Origin of the sequence: Butyrivibrio sp. XBB1001 (assembly GCF_000424505.1) — a bacterium.
In the GTDB taxonomy this organism is placed as follows: Bacteria; Bacillota; Clostridia; order Lachnospirales; family Lachnospiraceae; genus Butyrivibrio.
This window is the reverse complement of the sequence record NZ_KE384201.1, coordinates 25,507-45,420: the sequence shown is the minus strand read 5'-3', so window position 1 is coordinate 45,420 and position 19,914 is coordinate 25,507. Positions and strand designations below refer to the sequence as shown.

The following is a 19,914-nucleotide window of genomic DNA, read 5'->3' as shown; positions in this document are numbered from 1 at the left end:
ACAGATGTAATTGATGAATTGTTCCAGCAAGCAGACAATAAAGAATAAATGGCTTACGAGCTCATGTTACTTGAAAAAGTAGCATGGGCTTTTCTTTTTGAAAAAAATTTTTTAAGTCTTTCCGGTTCCTGCAACAATAATTCGAACTAATGTGTAAAAAAGATATGAGGGGGTGATAAAAATGGATTGGGGAAAGCCAATTGTTAAGTAGCAATCATAAAACCCATCATATTCGAAAGAAAATATGTAATAAAAATGATAATCCGTATCCAAAAGTGACACATGCGACACGCAAAATGCGCATGAATACTGGGATTGTACTGACGATATTTTATTTCGTTAAAATGTATTTTGTTAAAAATTTATTGCTACCACTTTAGAATTATTTTATACTTTATCTCGTTGTATAAAGAATTTTTTTATGTAACACCTCATTGGGGATGAGGGGGCTCTTAATGTGGTAGTAAACGGAGGAATTTATGAAGAAAGTTGATGTAAAGTCTCTATTTTCTAAGAGGCTTATTCCGCTACTTATTGTGCCAACTCTGCTTGGCAGCAATTTTATTTCTATTCAGGCCCTTGCGGATGGCCAGGAATCTATTGTTGATGCAGTAGAGTCAGAACAGCCACAGGAGTCTGTTTCAGAAGAACCTGTAGTAGAAGAGACAACAGTCACAGAAGAGCAGCCTGTAGAAGAACAGGGAGAAACAGATCAGGCAACAGAAACTTCTAGTGATGATACTACAGAGAATCAGCAGGTTGATCCAGAGAATAATAAAACTGAATATGAATCATCTGAGGAGGAAACTCAGGAGTCAGAGGCATCCAAAGAGGCTTCTTTAGAGGCATCCGATGAAGCGTCAGATGAGGCATCTGATGATGCAGCAAAAGAGACTTCTAAAGACACAGAGGAAGATCTTAAGAAGTCTAAAGAGTCAAAGAAAGATAAGACAGAAACAGAGAATAAAGTCGTTGTTTCTGTTGCAGACTTCACTTTCCCAGTAGAACTCGTGATAGAGGGCGCTGTAGAAGAGAGCAAGGTAGAAGTCTACGCAGTTTCAGAGGATGGAACTCAGCAGCAGCTTTCAGAAGGTGAGCCAGTAGATGTCAAGGTCGATGGCGTGGAAGTTGTAACTACACAGACAGTTGAGGTATCAACAGAGAAAACCAATGTCACACTTGATGATGAGTCCGATGACAGTGTTGCAGAGAGTGAGGATGAGGGAGAAACAGAGGAGGCTTCAGAGAACAATACTTCAGAAGAAGCAACTGCAGAGAAATCAGAAACTGACGCTGAAACTGAGAAAACCGAAGAGACAACTGTTTCTGAGACAGTAACAGAAGGCAATGTTGTTGATGAAACTGTTGAAGTTGTTACTAAGGAAGATGAAACAGCTACAGTATCATTTGGATATGACATTGATGAATCATTCTATGAGATTGAGAGTATTACACTCGATGGTGAGGAACTTGATCTTGTAGATGGAATACTTACAGCAGATATTGATACTGAGAATTTTGCAGGGGAATATCTTGAAACTTCACTTTTAACTGTGAAGCTTAGTAAAACGCTTGATAATCTTAGTGAAGTTGAGCGGAAAATTCGTGCTGCTGCAAGTTTTAATACTACACCAGCTACAACAACTTATGAGAGCGTTTATGCTGGAACAGATCCAAAACTTACAGTTTCTTTTGATAAGGCTAAGCTAGAGAACATTACAATCACTGATGCTAATATTTGTGATGAGAGTGCTACTGTTGAAAATAATAAGATAACCTGGACTCCAGCAAGTATTGGCTACTATCCTGTAGATGGCATTTCGGTATCATACAAATACGAGGATAAGACCAATAAAAAAACAGAGTCTGGAACAACATTCATTCCATATGAAGTATTATTCTGTAAGCACGGTGCAAAAATTGCTGGTGATACAAAGCTTGATGGATTTACTTTTGAGAAAAAAGTTAATGATTGGTACTCAACAAACAATGGTGATCTTGTATTAACATATACAGGTACTTCATCTGTTGAAGTGGAAACAGCAACTGTTGCTATTGCAGGTGTTGACGCAGGTAACATTAGCGCTGAAATCAGCAATGGTAAGAAATGGGATGGTAAACACTATTTAATAAACTTTACTGCAAAAATTACAGTAAAAAAGAGTGAAGAAGCTGCCAAGAATATTAAGGACGGAACTGTAGAGTGCCCTGTCGAGCTTACTTTCAAGACTGGTAATGAGAAGGTTACAGAGAAAACCTATGATGGCAATAAAAATTGCGAAGTGAAGGTTGATAGTTCTGCTCCAGAACCTAACGGAGTAAAATTAAGAATTCAAGAAATACAAGGTACACACACATTTTGGGATTATATTAACGTCTTAAATTGGTTTAATAAAGATTACGAAGTGGAGGTACTTGTTCCAGTTGATTGCGATGCAGGAAGTGGAATAAGTCAAATCGATGCAGAGTTTGCAAAGTCATCTTTCTTTGGAAGTGTTACGACTGAGTATGCAACACCAGTAGTTATATGCCCGTCTACGAAAAAGATTGAAATTGATGGAGTGAAATATTACGTACTAACTCACCAGCTTACTACTAAAGATGATGAATCTGCTATTTATGGCAATACAAGTGTTAAGCTTACTGATGTTGCCGGCAATACTGCAAGCATTAGTAAGAGCTGTAATGTCGGAATTGACAAATCTGCACCAAAAGTTGAGTATTACGCAAATGGTGCCAAGGTAGATACTTATACAGCAGTTACTTGTGATGATGATGTAAACAGAATTTTCTTTAAGTCTAAGATAGCTGGAAAGGTAGAAGTTACAGATGATAACCTTGATCCAGAAAAAATAGTAGTTAATGCTGATAAAGCTGAGAATAATAATATCTACGCATTGGTTAATTATTCTGCAACAGGAAATGTGCCTACATTTACTCTTTCTGAAGAGATGGGCAAGGAAACCTATGGATTTAGCATTGATGGAAAGACTTCCTCTACAAGAATCACTAGGATGGATTACCTGTTCAACATCGAAGAGTATGGTGAATATACAATTTATGCTCAGGTTCAGGACAAGGCTGGAAACAAGATGAAAGAGCCTAAGGTGAGCCAGAAGGTAGTTTTTGATAACAAGGCACCAGACGTTGCTATAAGTGCTTCCTTTGGAACACCAGCAGGAAAAGATTCCACATATACAAATGCAAAAGACATAACAATTACTGCAACAGTTACAGAGGACTGGCTTGATACAACTAATTCAAAGCTGAAGGTAAAGGTTACACACGTTGATGGAACTGAGACAGAAGAAGAGGGTTCTGGATGGACTCACAATGGCGGAGTTTATACTGCAACATATTCTGTAAGCCAGGATGGATCATATGAACCTTATGTAGATGCTATAGACTATGCAGGCAATGAGACACATCACAACGTAGCATCTGAAGGATTTACCTATGATGGTACAGCACCTAAGGTAACAATATCATTTGATAACAATGATGTAAAAAATAGTAAGTACTACAATGCCAAGAGAGTAGCAACTATCACAGTTGATGATTTCACATTTGACGCGAATGCTACAGATCTTAAGCTTGACGAAGTAAGAGGTAAGGCTTCTGAAAGTGGTTGGAATACAAATTCCAGAAATATCTATTCCAAGCAGGTTACTTTTGATCAGGATGGTAGATATAGCTTCTCCTTTAAGTGTACTGATAAAGCAGGTAATGTTTCAGGAGAAGAATCTGTTACTGAGTTCGTAATTGACAAAACAGAACCTAAGATCACAGTTTCTTACACAGGTGGTACAGCCAAGAACGAGATGTACTACAAGGATGCAAGAACAGCTACTATCCAGATTGATGAGATGTCATTTGACGCAAACAGCGTTGAGTATAAGACACAGGAACTTGCTGAGGCTGCAGCACTTCCAGTACTTGGAAACTTCAGTTCATCAGAGGATATCAACACTGCAAGTGTTACCTTTGACAAGGATGGTAAGTATGGTTATGTGATCAACTGCACAGACCTTGCTGGAAACTCATGCTCATCATACATCTCAGATGTATTTGTTATCGACACAACAGTGCCAGAGGTTACATTCTCTGGAGTTGAGAACTTCTCAGCTAATAACGGAGTAGTAGCTCCAGTAGTTACATATTCAGATAAGTACATGGATATGCAGGCAACAACAGTCAAGATGACAGGTTCTAACAACGGAGCAGTTTCTCTTGGAAGCACAACAGCTCAGATTGAAAATGGCTTTGTTGTAAGCTATAGCGACTTTGCTCATGATAAGTCTGTTGATGACCTTTACACATTTGAAGCTACAGTAGTAGACCTTGCAGGTAACGAGACTAAGGGTGAACTTGTATTTTCAGTTAACCGTTATGGTTCAGTCTTTGTACTTGGAGAGGGCACAAAGGCACTTAACGAGAAGTACTACACAAACCAGGCTCAGGATATCGTGATCACAGAGATCAACGTAGATACACTTACCTACAGAGATGTTTCTATCAACAGAGATGGTGATATCACAAACCTTAGCAAAGACAAGGATTATAGCGTTGCTAAGCAGGGATCAGACACATCCTGGAAGACATATACTTATACAATTTCTAAGGATAACTTCAAAAAGGATGGTGTTTACTCAGTAACTGTTTATACAGAGGACAGAGCTACAAACGTTCAGGACAACAAGTCAAGAGATGCAGAAGTTAACTTTGCGATTGACTCAACAAAGCCAAGTATCGTTACATCAGGCATTGAGAATAACCTCAAAAAATATGAGACAGAATCTTATGATTTCAATCTTGATGTTACTGATAACATGATGCTCAAGAGCCTTGTAGTATATGACGACAAGGAAGCAATTGCATCATATGACCAGGATCAGTTATTAAATAATACAGATACAAAAGTAATCACTCTTAAGGGCTCTGAAGATGGTAGTTCACAGCGTACCATCACAATTGAAGCTGAGGACCTTGCTGGTAATAAGGAAACTCTTGTATACAGCAATGTAATTGTAACTAATGCTGTTCCTAATGTACTTGGAGCGAACAGGACTACAGATGACGACACTGATAATGAAACTGACGATGATGACAATACAACTAATCCAATAAGTGCTGTTATCTGGGTTATCGTAGGACTTGGAGCTGTTGCAATAGCAGGCGGCTCAGGAGTAGTTCTTTACAGGAAAAAGAAATAACTAGAATATTAAAATCCTTTGGAAGGGGAAAGAGAAATGAGGATAAGACTTAAAAATACTGTTGCTATATTGATGGCAGCTATGATGATGAACCCTCTTAGTGTGGGGGCAACAGACATTGCAACAGATGCTTCTTCTGAAAATGCATCAATTATAGAAGATATAGATGCAAATACAGTGTCAAATACTGATATTAGTATGAGCACAGGAGAAACTTCGGATGGAGAGGAAGCTCCCATTTCTCTTTCCACTGTTACAGAGGCAAGGAATGGTGTTTTACAGGTCAATTGTATTTATACAGATGACCTGGGAAATACCGCTATCATTGCTGGTGGATCAGGATTTCTTATTGGATCAAAAGATGGTAGTGAATATGTTATTACTAACAACCATATCATCTCACCAAGTAAGGAATATAGAGATGCTGCCTTCAAAGCTCTCAATGTACCCAAGGATAAGGAAAGTGGCTGGGATAAGATCAATCTCACTGCCCAGGTAGTAGTAGAAGGGGATGTAGTCCTTGAGGCTTCAGTTGTAAAGGCCAGTGAGTCAATGGATATGGTAGTTCTTGAATTAGAGCAGCCAATCTATACCAGAACTCCTCTTGTTATCCTTGCATCTGAGACTAAGACAAGTGACAAACCTTATGCAGTTCCTGAAAGCGTATATACTTTAGGTTATCCAACGGGTATTACATATGAGACACCTGCATATTATTCAAATGATAAAGTTTCAATGACATCTGGCTCAATAGCTAATACTACTACAGTAGATAACATTCAGCTCATTCAGCACGATGCCAAGATTGATAATAGTAACTGTGGCGGCCCATTAGTTAATGAATACGGTTTTGTATTGGGTATGAATGAACTGATGACAGATGGAAGCAACTACTATACATTGGATGCTTCAGAGATAACATCTATCCTTGATGGACTTGGGATTGAATATAGTAAGATCACAACCTCTGAATTTGATCAGCTGGTAAATCCACCGGAATTACCTGATGAGCCAACACCTCCAGTTGTAATAACTCCTCCAACCATAGATTGGAAGAAGATTATTATGATCGTTGGACTGTGTGTCTTGGGTCTTGTTGCAATTGGCGCAATTGCATTTGGAATAGTGCTTATAGTTAAAAAAGTTAAGGATAAAAAGGAAGAAGAGAAGAAAGAGGAAGAGGCTCAGAAAATAGGAAGATTTGATGCTAAGCCAGAGCAGACTCCTGCTGTTATGCAGAACCCTGCTGTAAATAACTTCGCACCAGGAAATCCTATGGGTAATGCTATGGGTAATGGTGAAACTACAGTTCTCAATGCAGTAACTGTAGATGCAGGAACAACAACACTTGCTGGAAGAGCTGTAAGTTCAGAATTCCTGGGTACACTTATCAGGAAAAAGAATGGAGACAATATTGTTGTCAATAAAGATAACTTCTCTATTGGAAAAGATAGCATGAATATTGATTTCAGAATCACTGATAATAGTGCTATCAGTAGGAGACATGCTCTTATCAAAAAGATCAACGGAGAGGTTGTTATAGAAGATAATTCTTCTACTAATGGAACATTTGTAAATGGAATAAGATTGGCTAAGGGCCAGATAAGGGGCTTGAAGAATGGTGATTCCATAAAGCTGGCCAATGAAGAATTTGTTTACAGGAAATAGTCTATTATGGTAGCAGGTACTGTGAAGAATATTCGCAGTGCCTGCTATTTATGCATAAATGATGAAAAGTGATAATTTGTTATGAACATTTTATATTTACAGGATCACATTGATTTTACTTTAAATGAAAAAGAAACACTATCAAGTCTGGGATTAAAAAGTGCTCAGAATCTAGAGTCTGAGTATATTTTAAAAACGCTCCATATCAAGCATAATTGCAAGGATAGACTTATAGTGGATATCACGGACAAAGAACCGTTAACTTCGGTATATAAGGGCTTAAGCGATTCTAAGATCATCGATATTCTCAAAGCCTTTGCTGAGGTGTTCGAGCTTGTTAGTAGTAAGGCCTTTCTAGAGAGAGAGTTTATTCTCATGGATATAGATTATCTGTACATTGACAGGAATGACTCTAGTCCAAGATTCATAATCCTGCCTTATACTAACGCAGATGGTGCATCTATCAAGGATTGGAGTTCGCAAGTTGTAGGAACAGTTGCCACTTTATTGTATGGTAGAGAAAATCTGATCAAGGGAAGTTTGGCCAAACTAAGCAATGCTATTGATGATATTAGAAATTTGCCAGACGATAATGTTTTGGAACTTATCAATGCCAAGAAAAAAGTAGTAGATGTATTGATTGAAATCTTCCCTAAGGAGAGTAGAACCAGTAGTGTAAGGACAGGTGACAATACATCAGTATCCAATAATTTTGCTCTTCGATATAGAGGATCCCTTGGAGAATTTGCATTCTACATTATGAAAGCTGATTTTTATATTGGTAAGAATCAGGATATGGATGGAGTGCTAAGCTTTAATCCTGCGGTGAGCAGGAAACATGCTGTAATCCATACCATTGAAGGTAAGGGATATATTGAAGATTTAGGAAGTAGTAATGGAACATTCCTAAATGGTAGCAGATGTGAGTCTGGAACAAAATACATACTCCATGAACGCGACATTGTGAAGATCGCAGATATGGAATTTACGGTTGAAATGTAAGAATTGAGAGAATTATGAAGACAGTACTTCTTATATGTTCTGATGAAGAATACAACAATAACATAGAAGCCCAGTTATCTATGCAATTTCACAGCGACGTGATTCTGCATATCATTACTGACGAGGAGAATCTTAAAAAAGTAGCTTCACAGCCTAATGAAGTGAGCACTATATTGATAGAGCCTAAGTTTTTACAGGTTCTTGGTACCAGTATAAAAGCCAAAGAAGTATTTATATTAGATGATAATACTTCTGATCTTCCTGAAGGACACATCAGTAAATACGCAGGAATACAGGCAGTCCTGAGAGTCATTAGTCACAAGCTTCTCAAGCATGAAGGTGAAGTGATAGACAGAGATGCAAGAATAATTGATGTGGTATCTGTGTGCGGAGGATGTGGCAAGACAATTGCCTCTTTAGGACTTGCAAAGAGATTATCACTGATGGGCAGAAAAGTTCTATATGTCAACACTCAGGCTCTGCAGGATTACTTGCCATATATAGATGGTGAAAAGAAAGTACTATCAGATGCGCTAGTGAGACAAATGTCTTATATTACTGAATCCACTACGGACATGATGCTCTCTGAGATGGGACATGTAGGTTTTGACTATGTTCCACAGATGGAGCAGATCACGACTGACATGAAAGTGCTAGAGTCTGCTTATCATGAGATAGTTGAGAATATATCCAAGAAATATGTTTATGACTATATAGTTGTAGAACATGGTAATAGTCTGAGCTCTGAGATGCTCAAATGGCTTTCTCACAGTGAGAGAATGGTGATAATCACCAAACAGGATGAGATATCTATCAGGAGAACCGATCGATTTATTGGACAACTCAAGGGTCTTAAGGGACAATGCACAATCCTGTGTGGAAGATATGATAACACCAAGCCTAACTATGTTAATAAATCACTGGCTAGCTCTAAGTATCCTATTTGCGAGTATGTACCAGAATTAAGCGAACTATCATTAGAAAAACTTATTGATGATGGAATCTTTACACAGTGTGCAGAAGCTATGCTGTAAGAAGGTGAAATAGATGAATGACAAGATAATCATGATTTTTCATAGAGCAGATACGAATGAAACATTTGATATTGAAGTTCCTACAGATATCACTGCTAATGAACTGATATATGGTCTGAATAAAGGCCTGGGACTTGGGATTAATATGGATAACCCGGCAGACGCTTATCTCCGCAGCATTAATCCTATAGCCTTACTAAGAGGAGACGACCTCATAGAGGATTTCCACCTTCATGGGGGAACTACAATTATTTTTGACAGACCAAAGGGAATATAAGAGATGAATTATAGATTAACCCTATACGGAACAAACATGTATAAAGAAGTGCATATTGCAGACAATCTAAAAACATTGTCGATAGGCACAGACAAGGAATGTCAGCTTAGATTTGCTAAAGATCATTTTGCTACACTCTTTAGGATTGATATTGAGCATAGAGATGACAAGTACATCATGTTCTGTGATAGCAATATATATTTTAAAACCAAAGATTCTATTGGTGAGAGAACACATTTCCTGGAAGTGGGTGATCAGGTCGCAGTTTGCCATGGAGAGACTGATGCTACTTTCTTTTACCTGGACTTCTCTATTGACTTTGGAAATATTCAAGACAATTACAATTACAAGATACAGATTCCTGTAGGATACCAGTTTACCATTGGAGATAATTCTGGCTGCCATATTCAGATTAATGGCAAAAACATGAACGGCGATTATGTTACTGCTTTTGTTGATGGAAATGGACTTTTGGTTGATACCTCCAATGCCAGATACGGAGTAAGCGTTAATGGCTTTCTCATTAGATCTGGCCAGGTAAGATTATTGGAAAATCAGTTTTTGTCGATCTATGGACAGATTTTCTACTATGAGCAGGGTTATCTGTATACATCAGATGATGGAAGTGTAATTACAAGTTTTAATTCGGAGCAAATCAAACTTCAGAATAACAGCTTTAAATATCCATGCTTTGTAAGAAATCCGAGACAGCAATTTGTCATGCCCAATGAAAAGATACCAGTGCTTCCTCCAAAGGCTGCGCCTCAGGAAGAAAAGAATGATCTTTTGATCACAATTCTTCCTATGATTGTTACAATGTCCGTTATGATTGCAGTTCGTAGCATGATGGGCAGTAATGGTATGTACATGATATACTTTGGCGTTTCAATGGGTATGAGCGTCATAATGTCCATAGTCAATTATTTTAGAGGCAAGAAGGAACGCAAGAAACAGGCGAAGCTTAGAATCATTAACTATGACAAATACATCGACCTTAAAGAGGAAGAAGTACAGCATATAAGAGATGAAGAGAAGTTCGTTGCTGATAAGATGAATGTTTCAGTACAGGAGACTCTTAATCTTATTGAAAATTTCGATGCAAGACTATTTGAGAAAGAAAAAGATCATAAGGATTTCTTGGATGTTTGGGTTGGAACTGGTACTGTAGAAGCCAATTGCCAGATTGAGTTCACCAAGCAAGAGTATGTAGAGACTGAAGATGTTCTGATGAATTATCCAGAACAGATGCATGATAAGTACAAATATCTTGAAAACATGCCAATCGTTCTTCATCTCGCACATGTTAATGCCATTGGTGTTGTTGGAGATAGGAATAAATTATATCAGTTCCTTAAAAATATGATCGTTACCATCGCAGGACAGCACTTCTATCAGGATGTAAAGATTTTTCTGATGCTGAATGAAGAAGATGTTAATTGGTTTGGATGGGCAAGATGGTTTCAAAATGCCGTTGATGATAGCTTTTCTTCTAGATACTTTATTTATGATGATGAATCTAAAAAGAGAGGCCTACAGTTCCTTTATTCAGAGTTAAATAACAGAAAAACTGTTGAAAAAGGCAACAATCGTACTCACTACGTTGTATTTGTATATAGAACCGACGTTTTAGGCGGTCATCCAGTTACTAACTTTGTGGAAGAAGCCAGAAACCTTGGCTTTACATTTGTCTTCTTTGATGAACATGTGGAAAAGATTCACCATGCGGTTGATCAAATGGTCTATCTTGAAGCAGAGGAGAACAAAGGCGTTATCCGTGACATAAACGATGGCGAGAAGACACAGGAATTCTATTATCCACATGTGAGTAGTCAGGATGTTTCTAAAGCAGCACTCAAGCTTGCCTGCGTTTATGTGGACGAGATTAGTCTTGAGAGTACCTTGACAAAGAACATATCCTTGTACGAACTATTTGGTATCATGACAGCCTATGACCTTGACTTAAATCAGAGATGGTCGGAGGCACAGGTATGGAAGAGCATGGCAGCTCCTATCGGCGTATTGGGTAGTGGAGAGACTTTGTCACTTGATATTCATGAAACAGCCCATGGCCCACACGGACTTGTCGCAGGTACTACTGGTTCTGGTAAGAGTGAACTCCTGCAGACATTTATCCTTTCACTAGCTACCAGGTTCAACCCACATGAAGTTGCCTTTGTGCTTATTGACTTTAAGGGTGGTGGTATGGCCAATCAGTTCAGAGACCTTCCACATCTTAACGGCGCGATTACCAATATTGATGGTAAGCAGATTGATAGATCACTTATGTCAATAAGAGCAGAGCTCCTTAAGAGACAGGAATTGTTTGCCGAGTTTGGTGTTAACAGAATTGATGATTACATCAAGCTTCAGCGAGAAGGAAAGACAAAAGTTTACTTGCCACATCTGATACTGATAGTCGATGAGTTTGCCGAACTTAAGACTGATCAGCCAGAGTTTATGAAAGAACTTATCAGTACAGCTCGAATTGGTCGAAGCCTTGGAGTACATCTGATTCTGGCAACTCAGAAGCCATCTGGTGTCGTAAATGATCAGATTTGGAGTAACTCCAGATTCAAACTCTGCTTGAAAGTACAAGATAAGTCAGATTCTAACGAGGTAATTAAGTCTCCTCTTGCAGCTGAGATCAAGGAGCCAGGAAGAGCATATTTGCAGGTTGGTAATAACGAGATATTTGAGTTGTTCCAGTCAGCTTACAGTGGCGCTCCGGCTCTGGTTGCCGGTGTGGATGAAGGCAAGGCATTCAAAATATCTAAGGTTGGTTTATCTGGTTCAAGACAGGTTATATACGAGCAAAAGAAGGATGAGCAGACAGAGAACGAAACACAGATGGATGCTCTGGTTCATTACATTCATGAGTATTGTGAAAAGAATCATATCGAAAAGCTCCCAGATATATGTCTTCCACCTTTGCCAGAGAAGCTTCCGTATACTCTTGAAGGATTTGTAAATGGAAGTACAGATGTTGTTGTCCCTCTGGGTATATATGATAATCCAGAAAGACAGCAGCAGAATCTGTATTCGATGAGTGTTACAGATGGGAATACAATTGCTATTGGTTCTACGCAAACAGGAAAAACTAATTTCCTGCAGCTCATCATAAGAAGCCTTGCGGAGATGTATACTCCTAATGACGTCAAGATTTATATCTTGGATTTTGCATCTACAATTTTGAAGAATTTCAAGGATTTGAAGCATGTCAGTGCAGTTGTGACAGCAACAGATGATGAAAGACTTAAGAATGTAATGAGAATACTTAGTGAAGAAATAGCAAAAAGGAAAAAAGTATTCTCAGAGATGGGACTAAGTTCCTATTCTGCCTATAGAGAATCAGGACAGACAGAATATCCTCAGATTGTAGTTATGATGGACAACTTTATTTCCTTTAAAGCGCTTTTCCCGGACTTCATGGATGCAATGCAGGAAATTATCCGAGAAGGTCCATCAATGGGAGTGTGTTTTATCATTACATCTACACAAGGATCTGGAATTGGACAAAAGATTTTATCTTACATAGACAGAAGACTGGCATTTACTTGTAATGAGTCAACTGATTATGGATATGTTTTCGATAGATGCAGACTGAAGCCTGATGAATATGCAGGCAGATGCATCATTAAAATTGAAAAGGCGTACTATGAATGTCAACAATATTTATCTTTCGATGCAGAAAGAGAAATTGACAAGATTAGCGAAATTAAGGAATTTATTGCAGCAATAAATGAGAAGTATTCAGATTATGTTGATGATAAGATTTTAGAGATTCCTAAAGAATTTAGACTTGAGTTTGCTATGAAGATACTTGCAAGAGAACTTGTGAGGTATGAGTTACTTCTTGGACTTAATTTCTCAAATGTTAAGCCTGTTATAAGTAATATGATTGAGAAGAATTGCTTATTTGTAACAGGTCCTAAGCATTCTGGTAAATACAACTTTTTGCAGTATCTGATTCGTGTATTTAACGCCAGAGCAGAGGCTGAACTGTTCCAAATGTACATTATGGACAATGTGGAGCGACGGTTTGAATATGCATCTTCATTACCTGTAGTTAAAAAGTACACTACGATAGCAGATGATTTTAATGCTGAGATTACAGCTATAGGGAAAGAACTTGATGAAAGATATAAGCTTCTGGCTGAAGGCAAGAGTGAAGAGCTTGATAACAGGCCAATGCTTATCATCATGCTAAACTCAAATGATTATTACGAGATGATTAATGCAAACAAGGAAGTTCTAAACATCTATAAGCTGATTCTTACAAAATACAAGGTATTAAAAGCATTTATGTTATTTACTGATGCTTCAAATCTATTGAGCTTTGTTGGCTTGCCTGAAGTGATCAAGGCTGGTAAAGAGTCAAAACATTATATGGTATTTGAGGATATCAATACTCAGAAAATATTTGAAATACCACCTACAGTGGCAAGAAAATTCAAGAAGAAACTATTACCGGGTGAAGCTTATTATTTCAATAGTGCTGCACTAATGAAGATGAAGACACCATTTATTGGTGAATTCAGTGACAACGATTGATTAGGGGAATCCCTGTTCAATATATAAAAAAGAAAAGGAGAACAAAAATGGAAGAAGGAACCTATGGAATCGACACTAACGGGGTAACACAGGCACAGGAAGATTTAGGAGATTGCTATACAGCATTTAGCACATGGCATGAAGATTTATGGGCACTTAAGGATCAGGTAATCGCTGACTGGTATGGTGGTGGTTCTGAGCAGTTTGAGAGTTCATATAACGTGCTTTCTCAGAAGATGGAGGCATTCATCAATGCAGCTAAACAGTATCAGGATTTTGCAATGGCAAATCTTGAGGGGTGGAGTGGCGTTGATAATGCAGATCAAAGTGCAATGATGTTCTAAGTAAGGAGGAATTGTAAAATGGCAGGTATGATTACATCAAAAGTAGACAAATTGAGAACACAGGGAGAAAGCTTTTCATCCGCGGGAGATCAGCTTGAGAGAAATATTGCTTCTTTGCGCAGTGCAATTGAGCTTTTAGTCAAGAGTACAGGTGGAAATACTAGCCCACAACTTGCTAGCAGCTTTGAGACAGCAGAGGACGAGTTGGATGACTATATTGAAAAACTCCGTAATGTTGGACAGGCTCTTGTTGATGCTGCAGATAGACATCTCAATGAGGATGATTCCCTTGCTGGTGATGTATCTATTGATCTGGTTTAATTTTTTTTTTGAGACAATGGTGTCACAGCCATTGTCTTAACTCATAAATAAAAAGGAAGGGAAAAAATATGGGGTATGAGACTATAAATGTTGCTGATTCAAGTGGAAGTTCTGAAAGGGTAACAATAAGTAAAGAGGAAGTAGATTCAGCAAACACTAGAATGGAAACTGTTAAAACAGATGTTGAGGCAGATCAGAGTGCATTTAAAAAGTTAAGAATAGCTGTGGCACCTACATATGAAGGTGAATCTGCACAGAGCTGGTACGATGCAACTATGACGGTAAGTGGATATCTTGGAACAATTTGTAGCTCTCTTCGTACTACAATTGACGAATTGGGAAAAATAAGTAATGATTTCGTGGATACAGATGATGCAGCATCGGATAGAGCAGATAATATGATTAGTACTGAAAGTGGAGAAGGGTGATAATGGGAAAATTTGGTAGTGGATGTAAATGTGAGAAAATAAAAGAGTATTCTAGGATAAAGATGCTTTGCCAATTTTCGAAAAATGACTTAAAAACAGCTAAGACAACAAGCAATTTAATGGAAATGAAATATGAAAGAATACTTAATAACTGTTCAGAAACTTTTGACATGACTGAGGCTGCAGATTTATATGCTGCGATGAAGCAACTAAATGATAAAGGAAATGAAGAACTTGATGGAGCAATAGATAGATTGGATAAAACGATTTCTTCTTTAAAAGATGATATAGAGGAACTTGAAAAAATAGACACTGAATATCATGCGAAACATGGTTAAAAGATAAAGAAAAAATTACGGATGGTGAGAAGATATGTCTTTGATTATTTGTAATATGCTTGAAAATCTGGTCAGTATTTTGGAGGCTGATAAGGTTTTAAAAGATAATATGGATGTATACAAGGAAGAAATAATAGGAATAAAGAATAGTTTGACAAAGTTCTCTGGTAGTACCGCAGAAAAATATAGAGAAAACTGTGATGTATTTGTAGGAACTACTGGGGATGCTGGAAAAATACCGAGATATTTATATAAGCTAGAATCATATAATACGATAATGGAAGAGCTGACAAAAGATACATCTAAATTAGTTGATAGATGCCGCTATTTTGGACAGACATTATTAGATGATAATCACAAAACCGATTATTCTGATGGTTTAAAATATGGACATCATGTATTTTATGATGAATATATTGATACGATCAAATCAGATTGTGATAAATGTTTGGAGTACGATGCAGATGAGCTTGAACATGTAAAGAAAGCGGATTCCTGGCTTTCGGGTGAAACATTTCCTGACGGATATTCTAATCCTATAGATGGAATAAAAGATACCATGAGTACATATATAGAAGAGCAGGATCGAATAGAAAACTTTAAGTTTTCTATTAATGCTTATGCATTATTTAGTAAAGCTCTTAGTGACTATGTAAAAGAAAAATTTACTGCTATGAGTGATTCTGACTTCCAGAACTTTCCTAAGCCTAGTGGAATGGGGGCAACTGATTCCATCAAGGAAAAGCTTAGGAGCAATTATGAGGATGTTAAGCTCTATAGCGCATATCTTCAGGGTGAAGAAGGATTGGCCAAGCTTCAAGAAGATTGTGATAAATATAATTCTGCAGATGATGCTGAGAAGGAACGTATTGGGAAGAAGATAGCTACTATGTTTGGATACTGTGCTAGTCAGACGAATGGTTGTTTTGAACAAAGTCAAGCACAGAGGAGTCTGGATGGATTAGGAATAATAACAGCTTGGGCTATGACGACACCAAATGGTAAAGGACATATTGAAACAGATTCAAGCAAGCTAGATGTACTCGATTCAAATATTTCGGGGGATAATACTACAGCCAAAGCTATTATTCAGGAGTTGAGAAATTGTGATATAGATGCTTTTGATGGAAAAATAAGTAATGTAACATATTCTTTTGATAAAGCAGGCATCACTGCGAAAGTTGAAGTGCAAAGCAATGGAAAAGGGGTGTTTAAAAAGGAATATGTTGCTATATTTTACACGAGTCAGGAAAGATCTGAGGACTATATAGATTATAAACAGAAACTTGATCCTTCCTATGCTGACCATCTTATGAATGATTTAGGATATAGTAAAGAACAATTGGCAAAATACCTTACAGATGCTCAAAATCATTATGATATGGAACAACTTGATAATCTTGTTAATTCCAATGGAGATTATTCAAATACATTTAAAACAGATGTTTCACAGTTGAGTAACGAATGTGGAGATGATTTGAATGGCTTTGCATTCAGTTTGATGAGTAATAATGATGGGATTCCAAGAAGTGAAGAGGAACTTACAAAATTTACATGTGCAGTCTTAAATGCTTCATACGATTCATATGGAGTAGCTAAAACAGAAGATTTATTGAAATTACTATCTACGAGAGCGGGAGTTTATAACGATGCATGTATTAGGGGGTACTATTGCGGTGAAGGTACGTATGAGACATTGAAAGATGATCTGAATTTATCTAATGGTATGTACAATTATTGGGCATATTTAGGTGGATATTATGAATATCTACAGGATCATGAAATGTCAGTTTTTTCTAATGGTCAAAATCATATTCAGTTATCTATTACCCCAATTATCGATGAAGATGGAAATGTCCAGAAATTATATTCAGATATAACAGGTAATTTTGGTTTCTGTGTAGACCAAACGATTATAGGGAGTGTTGATTCAAGTAATTTACAAGTCACTAGTTTTAATTCAAATGGAGGATATTTTATTAAGGGAGATCCTGCTATAGTTGGTGCATTTACGGGGGATGAAGCGCAACGTAAATGGGGCACAAATTATATGACTAAGATAATGAAAGACGTCGAAGAAGCTGAGCGAAATTTAACCATAGATAGTGCGATAGATATGGTATCTACATTTAGTCCGGAAATGGGTAAGGCTCTTGAAATAGCAAAAACAATGGCAGAATCCGATTTTGCTTCAATGTTAAAAAAAGGCGAGGGATTAAGTGAAGATATGATTGGAAAATTCATAGATGATCCATTTGTTATTAATGAATTGGAAGCGAATGGATATGATATGGACACAATCAATAGGCTGATTGATGAAGGCAAGATTGTATTTAGTCTAGGATCAGTAGTTAGTGATTATGTAACAGATTATGCGATAGAGGAAAATAAATTAAAAGATGCATCCGAGTTGGTAAAAACATTGATGAGTACAGATACAATTTATTCATACAATAATGGAAGTGGCACGATTAAGCTAAGCAATCCTGAATCGATAGACTTTGTAAAACAATGGGATCAGTATGGATGTGGATATTTTGTAAGTGAACCAGAACATTATAGAGAGATCGTGTTTCCTGATTCTAATTCGGATAAATTGAGTTATGAAGTTGTTAAACAGCTTGGTGTAAGTTATGGAATCATTGTTAATGGGGGTGAGAATATAAAAGCCTGGGATGAGCACAGGTATAATCAAGTATTGGATCAAATCGTGAAAAAAACAAATTATTCTGAAGATCAGATTGTTAGAGCGTTTACTATAGTGCTAGATGGTAAGCAAGTCGTACCAGAAAAATCAGAGGAATGGGGCTCAGTTCGTGATGTTCCCCCAGATTTGTGTGTTGCATGCATGAATGCCTTAGATAATTCCGAATTAAACATAGATGAAGAGAATAATGGATTTTCAGATCAATTAAAGGGAAGAATGCAAAGCGATAAAAGTGATTCTGAGTAATTAATTATATTGCAGGAGAGTGAATGGTATGAAGAGAAAAATAGTTATTATTCCTTTAATATCTGTTTTAGTGATTTTTGTTGGTATATTTTTGTATTTTTGGATATCTGAGAAAGATTTTAAGTTTGGAGACTATGAGTGCTGCTTTGAAAATGGTCTTGCTTTTAATGAACCAGAGTTTTCTATTTCCTTAAAGAAATATAATGGTTATGATGAAAATGTGGTCTTGCCTTCGCGTATTTTACTTTGGAAAGTAAGGTATATTGGAGCAAATATTTTTAGGGATGAATCATCCGAAAATTACTGGTTAGAGAGTGTGGTTATTCCAGATACAGTAGAATATGTTACAGATAGAACTTTTAAGGAGTGTGTTAATCTTAAACAAGTTCAATTGGGAAAAAACACAACTACTATTGGCATCAAGGCTTTTCTTGGGTGTATTTCGCTAGAGCAAATAGAGTTTCCTGATTCATTAACTTACATAGATGGTGCAGCGTTTGGAAGGTGTGAAGCTTTGAAAGAAATCACAATTCCAGATAATGTCCAGTCTATTGATGATAATGCATTTAATGAATGTACGAGGCTTGAAAAAGTTAATGGTGGAAAAGGCCTTACTAAGGTAGGAAGCAATGCGTTTGAAGGTACGCAATGGTTGTTAGATTATCCAAATGAATACGTAATGTTAGGAAACGTGTTAGTGGCCTACAAAGGAAATGAGAAAGATGTATACCTTGAAGATGGAATTATCGGTGTAAGTCCTGAGGCTTTTTATGATTGTGAAATTGAAAGCATTCATATGCCTGATACATTAAGCTATTTTAATTTAAGTATTTCCAAAGAGTATATAAATAAACATGGAAAAGTCAAAGTGTATTTTTCAAATTCAAATGATATTGCTATTATGCAACGGAATGAAGGATTAGTACCTAATTTTATATTTATTGCGCCATCAGACAGTGGCGTAATTAAGTATGCACAGGATAATGGCATAGAATACATTATTGAAGATTGATTGCTATTAGTTGGAGAAGGAGGAGATTATATAAATGTCAATAACTATTGATGATCCATATGGGTTTATTACTGGAACTCCAGGATCGAAAATTACTATTAAAGAAGAAGAGGCATATAAATCAACACAGGATATGCAAGCTGTTGCTGTTGATCAGGTGACTGACTGCAAAAATATAGATACAGTTAACAAAGCGATTCTTCCATGTTGGGGAGGGCCTTCAGCAGAGAAATGGTATGGTGCTGCTCAAACTCTATATGATTATGTGAAGACATGTGGAAATAAGCTAGCAACAACAGGGATAGAGTTAATTAAAATAAACGGAACCTTTAACGAAACAGATTCTGCTGCGGCGGATAGGGCAGGCAGTATGGTAACTAGTGAAGGTGGAAACGGAGAGGGATAAATATATGGCGTGTCAATGTGGGCTAATTACAAGATATGAAAACGTAAAACAAGCATACAAGGATTCAAAGACTCAATTACGTTATGCGCAGATACATGCTGAAACATTAGATAGGAAGTATACAACTATTTTAGAAGATTGTGCTGCGACATTTGATATTGCAGAAGCGCTTGATTTATTAACTGTAATGCCTGATCTTACTACAGAAGGCAAGGAGTTAATAGAAAATGCGATGACTCTTTTGGATGAAAAGATATCTGACATTGATGTTAAGTTATGGGAGCTTCGCGATGAAGACACAAGATATCATGATCAGCAGAAAGCTGAAGAATCAATAACATATCTTCAGACAGGAGGCCATTGAATA

At 37.1% G+C, this 19,914-nt stretch carries 14 protein-coding genes; all 14 read left to right on the top strand.

The features are described from left to right. The first annotated feature begins 479 nt into the window (after window positions 1-479). The 14 genes from G631_RS0116255 (at window position 480) to G631_RS0116190 (ending at window position 19,911) form a co-directional block, all read left to right on the top strand. Window positions 480-5,213, top strand: coding sequence for an Ig-like domain repeat protein (locus G631_RS0116255; RefSeq protein WP_026490336.1), 4,734 nt, complete (start codon window positions 480-482; stop codon window positions 5,211-5,213). A gap of 36 nt (window positions 5,214-5,249) precedes the next feature. Further along, a complete protein-coding gene (locus G631_RS0116250) occupies window positions 5,250-6,881 on the top strand; it encodes a trypsin-like peptidase domain-containing protein (protein WP_026490335.1) in 1,632 nt (543 codons plus the stop codon). Window positions 6,882-6,962: 81 nt separating this feature from the next. Next, entirely contained in the window at window positions 6,963-7,883 is a 921-nt protein-coding gene (locus G631_RS0116245) for an FHA domain-containing protein (RefSeq protein ID WP_026490334.1), read from the top strand. A 14-nt stretch (window positions 7,884-7,897) separates the two neighbouring features. After that, the gene (locus G631_RS0116240; protein ID WP_026490333.1) at window positions 7,898-8,917 is read left to right on the top strand and encodes an AAA family ATPase; all 1,020 of its coding nucleotides are present in this window, start codon (window positions 7,898-7,900) and stop codon (window positions 8,915-8,917) included. A gap of 13 nt (window positions 8,918-8,930) precedes the next feature. Then, a complete protein-coding gene (locus tag G631_RS0116235; protein WP_026490332.1) occupies window positions 8,931-9,194 on the top strand; it encodes a hypothetical protein in 264 nt (87 codons plus the stop codon). A gap of 3 nt (window positions 9,195-9,197) precedes the next feature. Beyond that, window positions 9,198-13,745 (top strand): type VII secretion protein EssC, encoded by a 4,548-nt coding sequence (gene essC / locus G631_RS0116230; RefSeq protein ID WP_081671388.1) that lies wholly within the window; start codon window positions 9,198-9,200, stop codon window positions 13,743-13,745. A gap of 47 nt (window positions 13,746-13,792) precedes the next feature. Further along, window positions 13,793-14,089, top strand: coding sequence for a WXG100 family type VII secretion target (locus G631_RS0116225; RefSeq protein WP_026490330.1), 297 nt, complete (start codon window positions 13,793-13,795; stop codon window positions 14,087-14,089). 18 nt (window positions 14,090-14,107) lie between these two features. Continuing rightward, window positions 14,108-14,410, top strand: coding sequence for a WXG100 family type VII secretion target (locus G631_RS0116220; RefSeq protein WP_026490329.1), 303 nt, complete (start codon window positions 14,108-14,110; stop codon window positions 14,408-14,410). Window positions 14,411-14,478: 68 nt separating this feature from the next. Further along, window positions 14,479-14,838, top strand: a complete 360-nt coding sequence (locus G631_RS0116215) for a hypothetical protein (RefSeq protein ID WP_026490328.1) — start codon at window positions 14,479-14,481, stop codon at window positions 14,836-14,838. 2 nt (window positions 14,839-14,840) lie between these two features. Further along, entirely contained in the window at window positions 14,841-15,176 is a 336-nt protein-coding gene (locus tag G631_RS0116210; RefSeq protein ID WP_026490327.1) for a hypothetical protein, read from the top strand. Between the two features lie 34 nt (window positions 15,177-15,210). Next, window positions 15,211-18,129, top strand: a complete 2,919-nt coding sequence (locus G631_RS0116205) for a hypothetical protein (RefSeq protein ID WP_026490326.1) — start codon at window positions 15,211-15,213, stop codon at window positions 18,127-18,129. 28 nt (window positions 18,130-18,157) lie between these two features. Beyond that, on the top strand, window positions 18,158-19,141 hold the full coding sequence (locus G631_RS0116200; protein WP_026490325.1) for a leucine-rich repeat domain-containing protein: 984 nt from the start codon (window positions 18,158-18,160) through the stop codon (window positions 19,139-19,141). Window positions 19,142-19,175: 34 nt separating this feature from the next. Further along, window positions 19,176-19,547, top strand: coding sequence for a hypothetical protein (locus G631_RS0116195; RefSeq protein WP_026490324.1), 372 nt, complete (start codon window positions 19,176-19,178; stop codon window positions 19,545-19,547). Between the two features lie 4 nt (window positions 19,548-19,551). Continuing rightward, entirely contained in the window at window positions 19,552-19,911 is a 360-nt protein-coding gene (locus G631_RS0116190) for a hypothetical protein (protein ID WP_026490323.1), read from the top strand. Window positions 19,912-19,914: the final 3 nt, after the last annotated feature.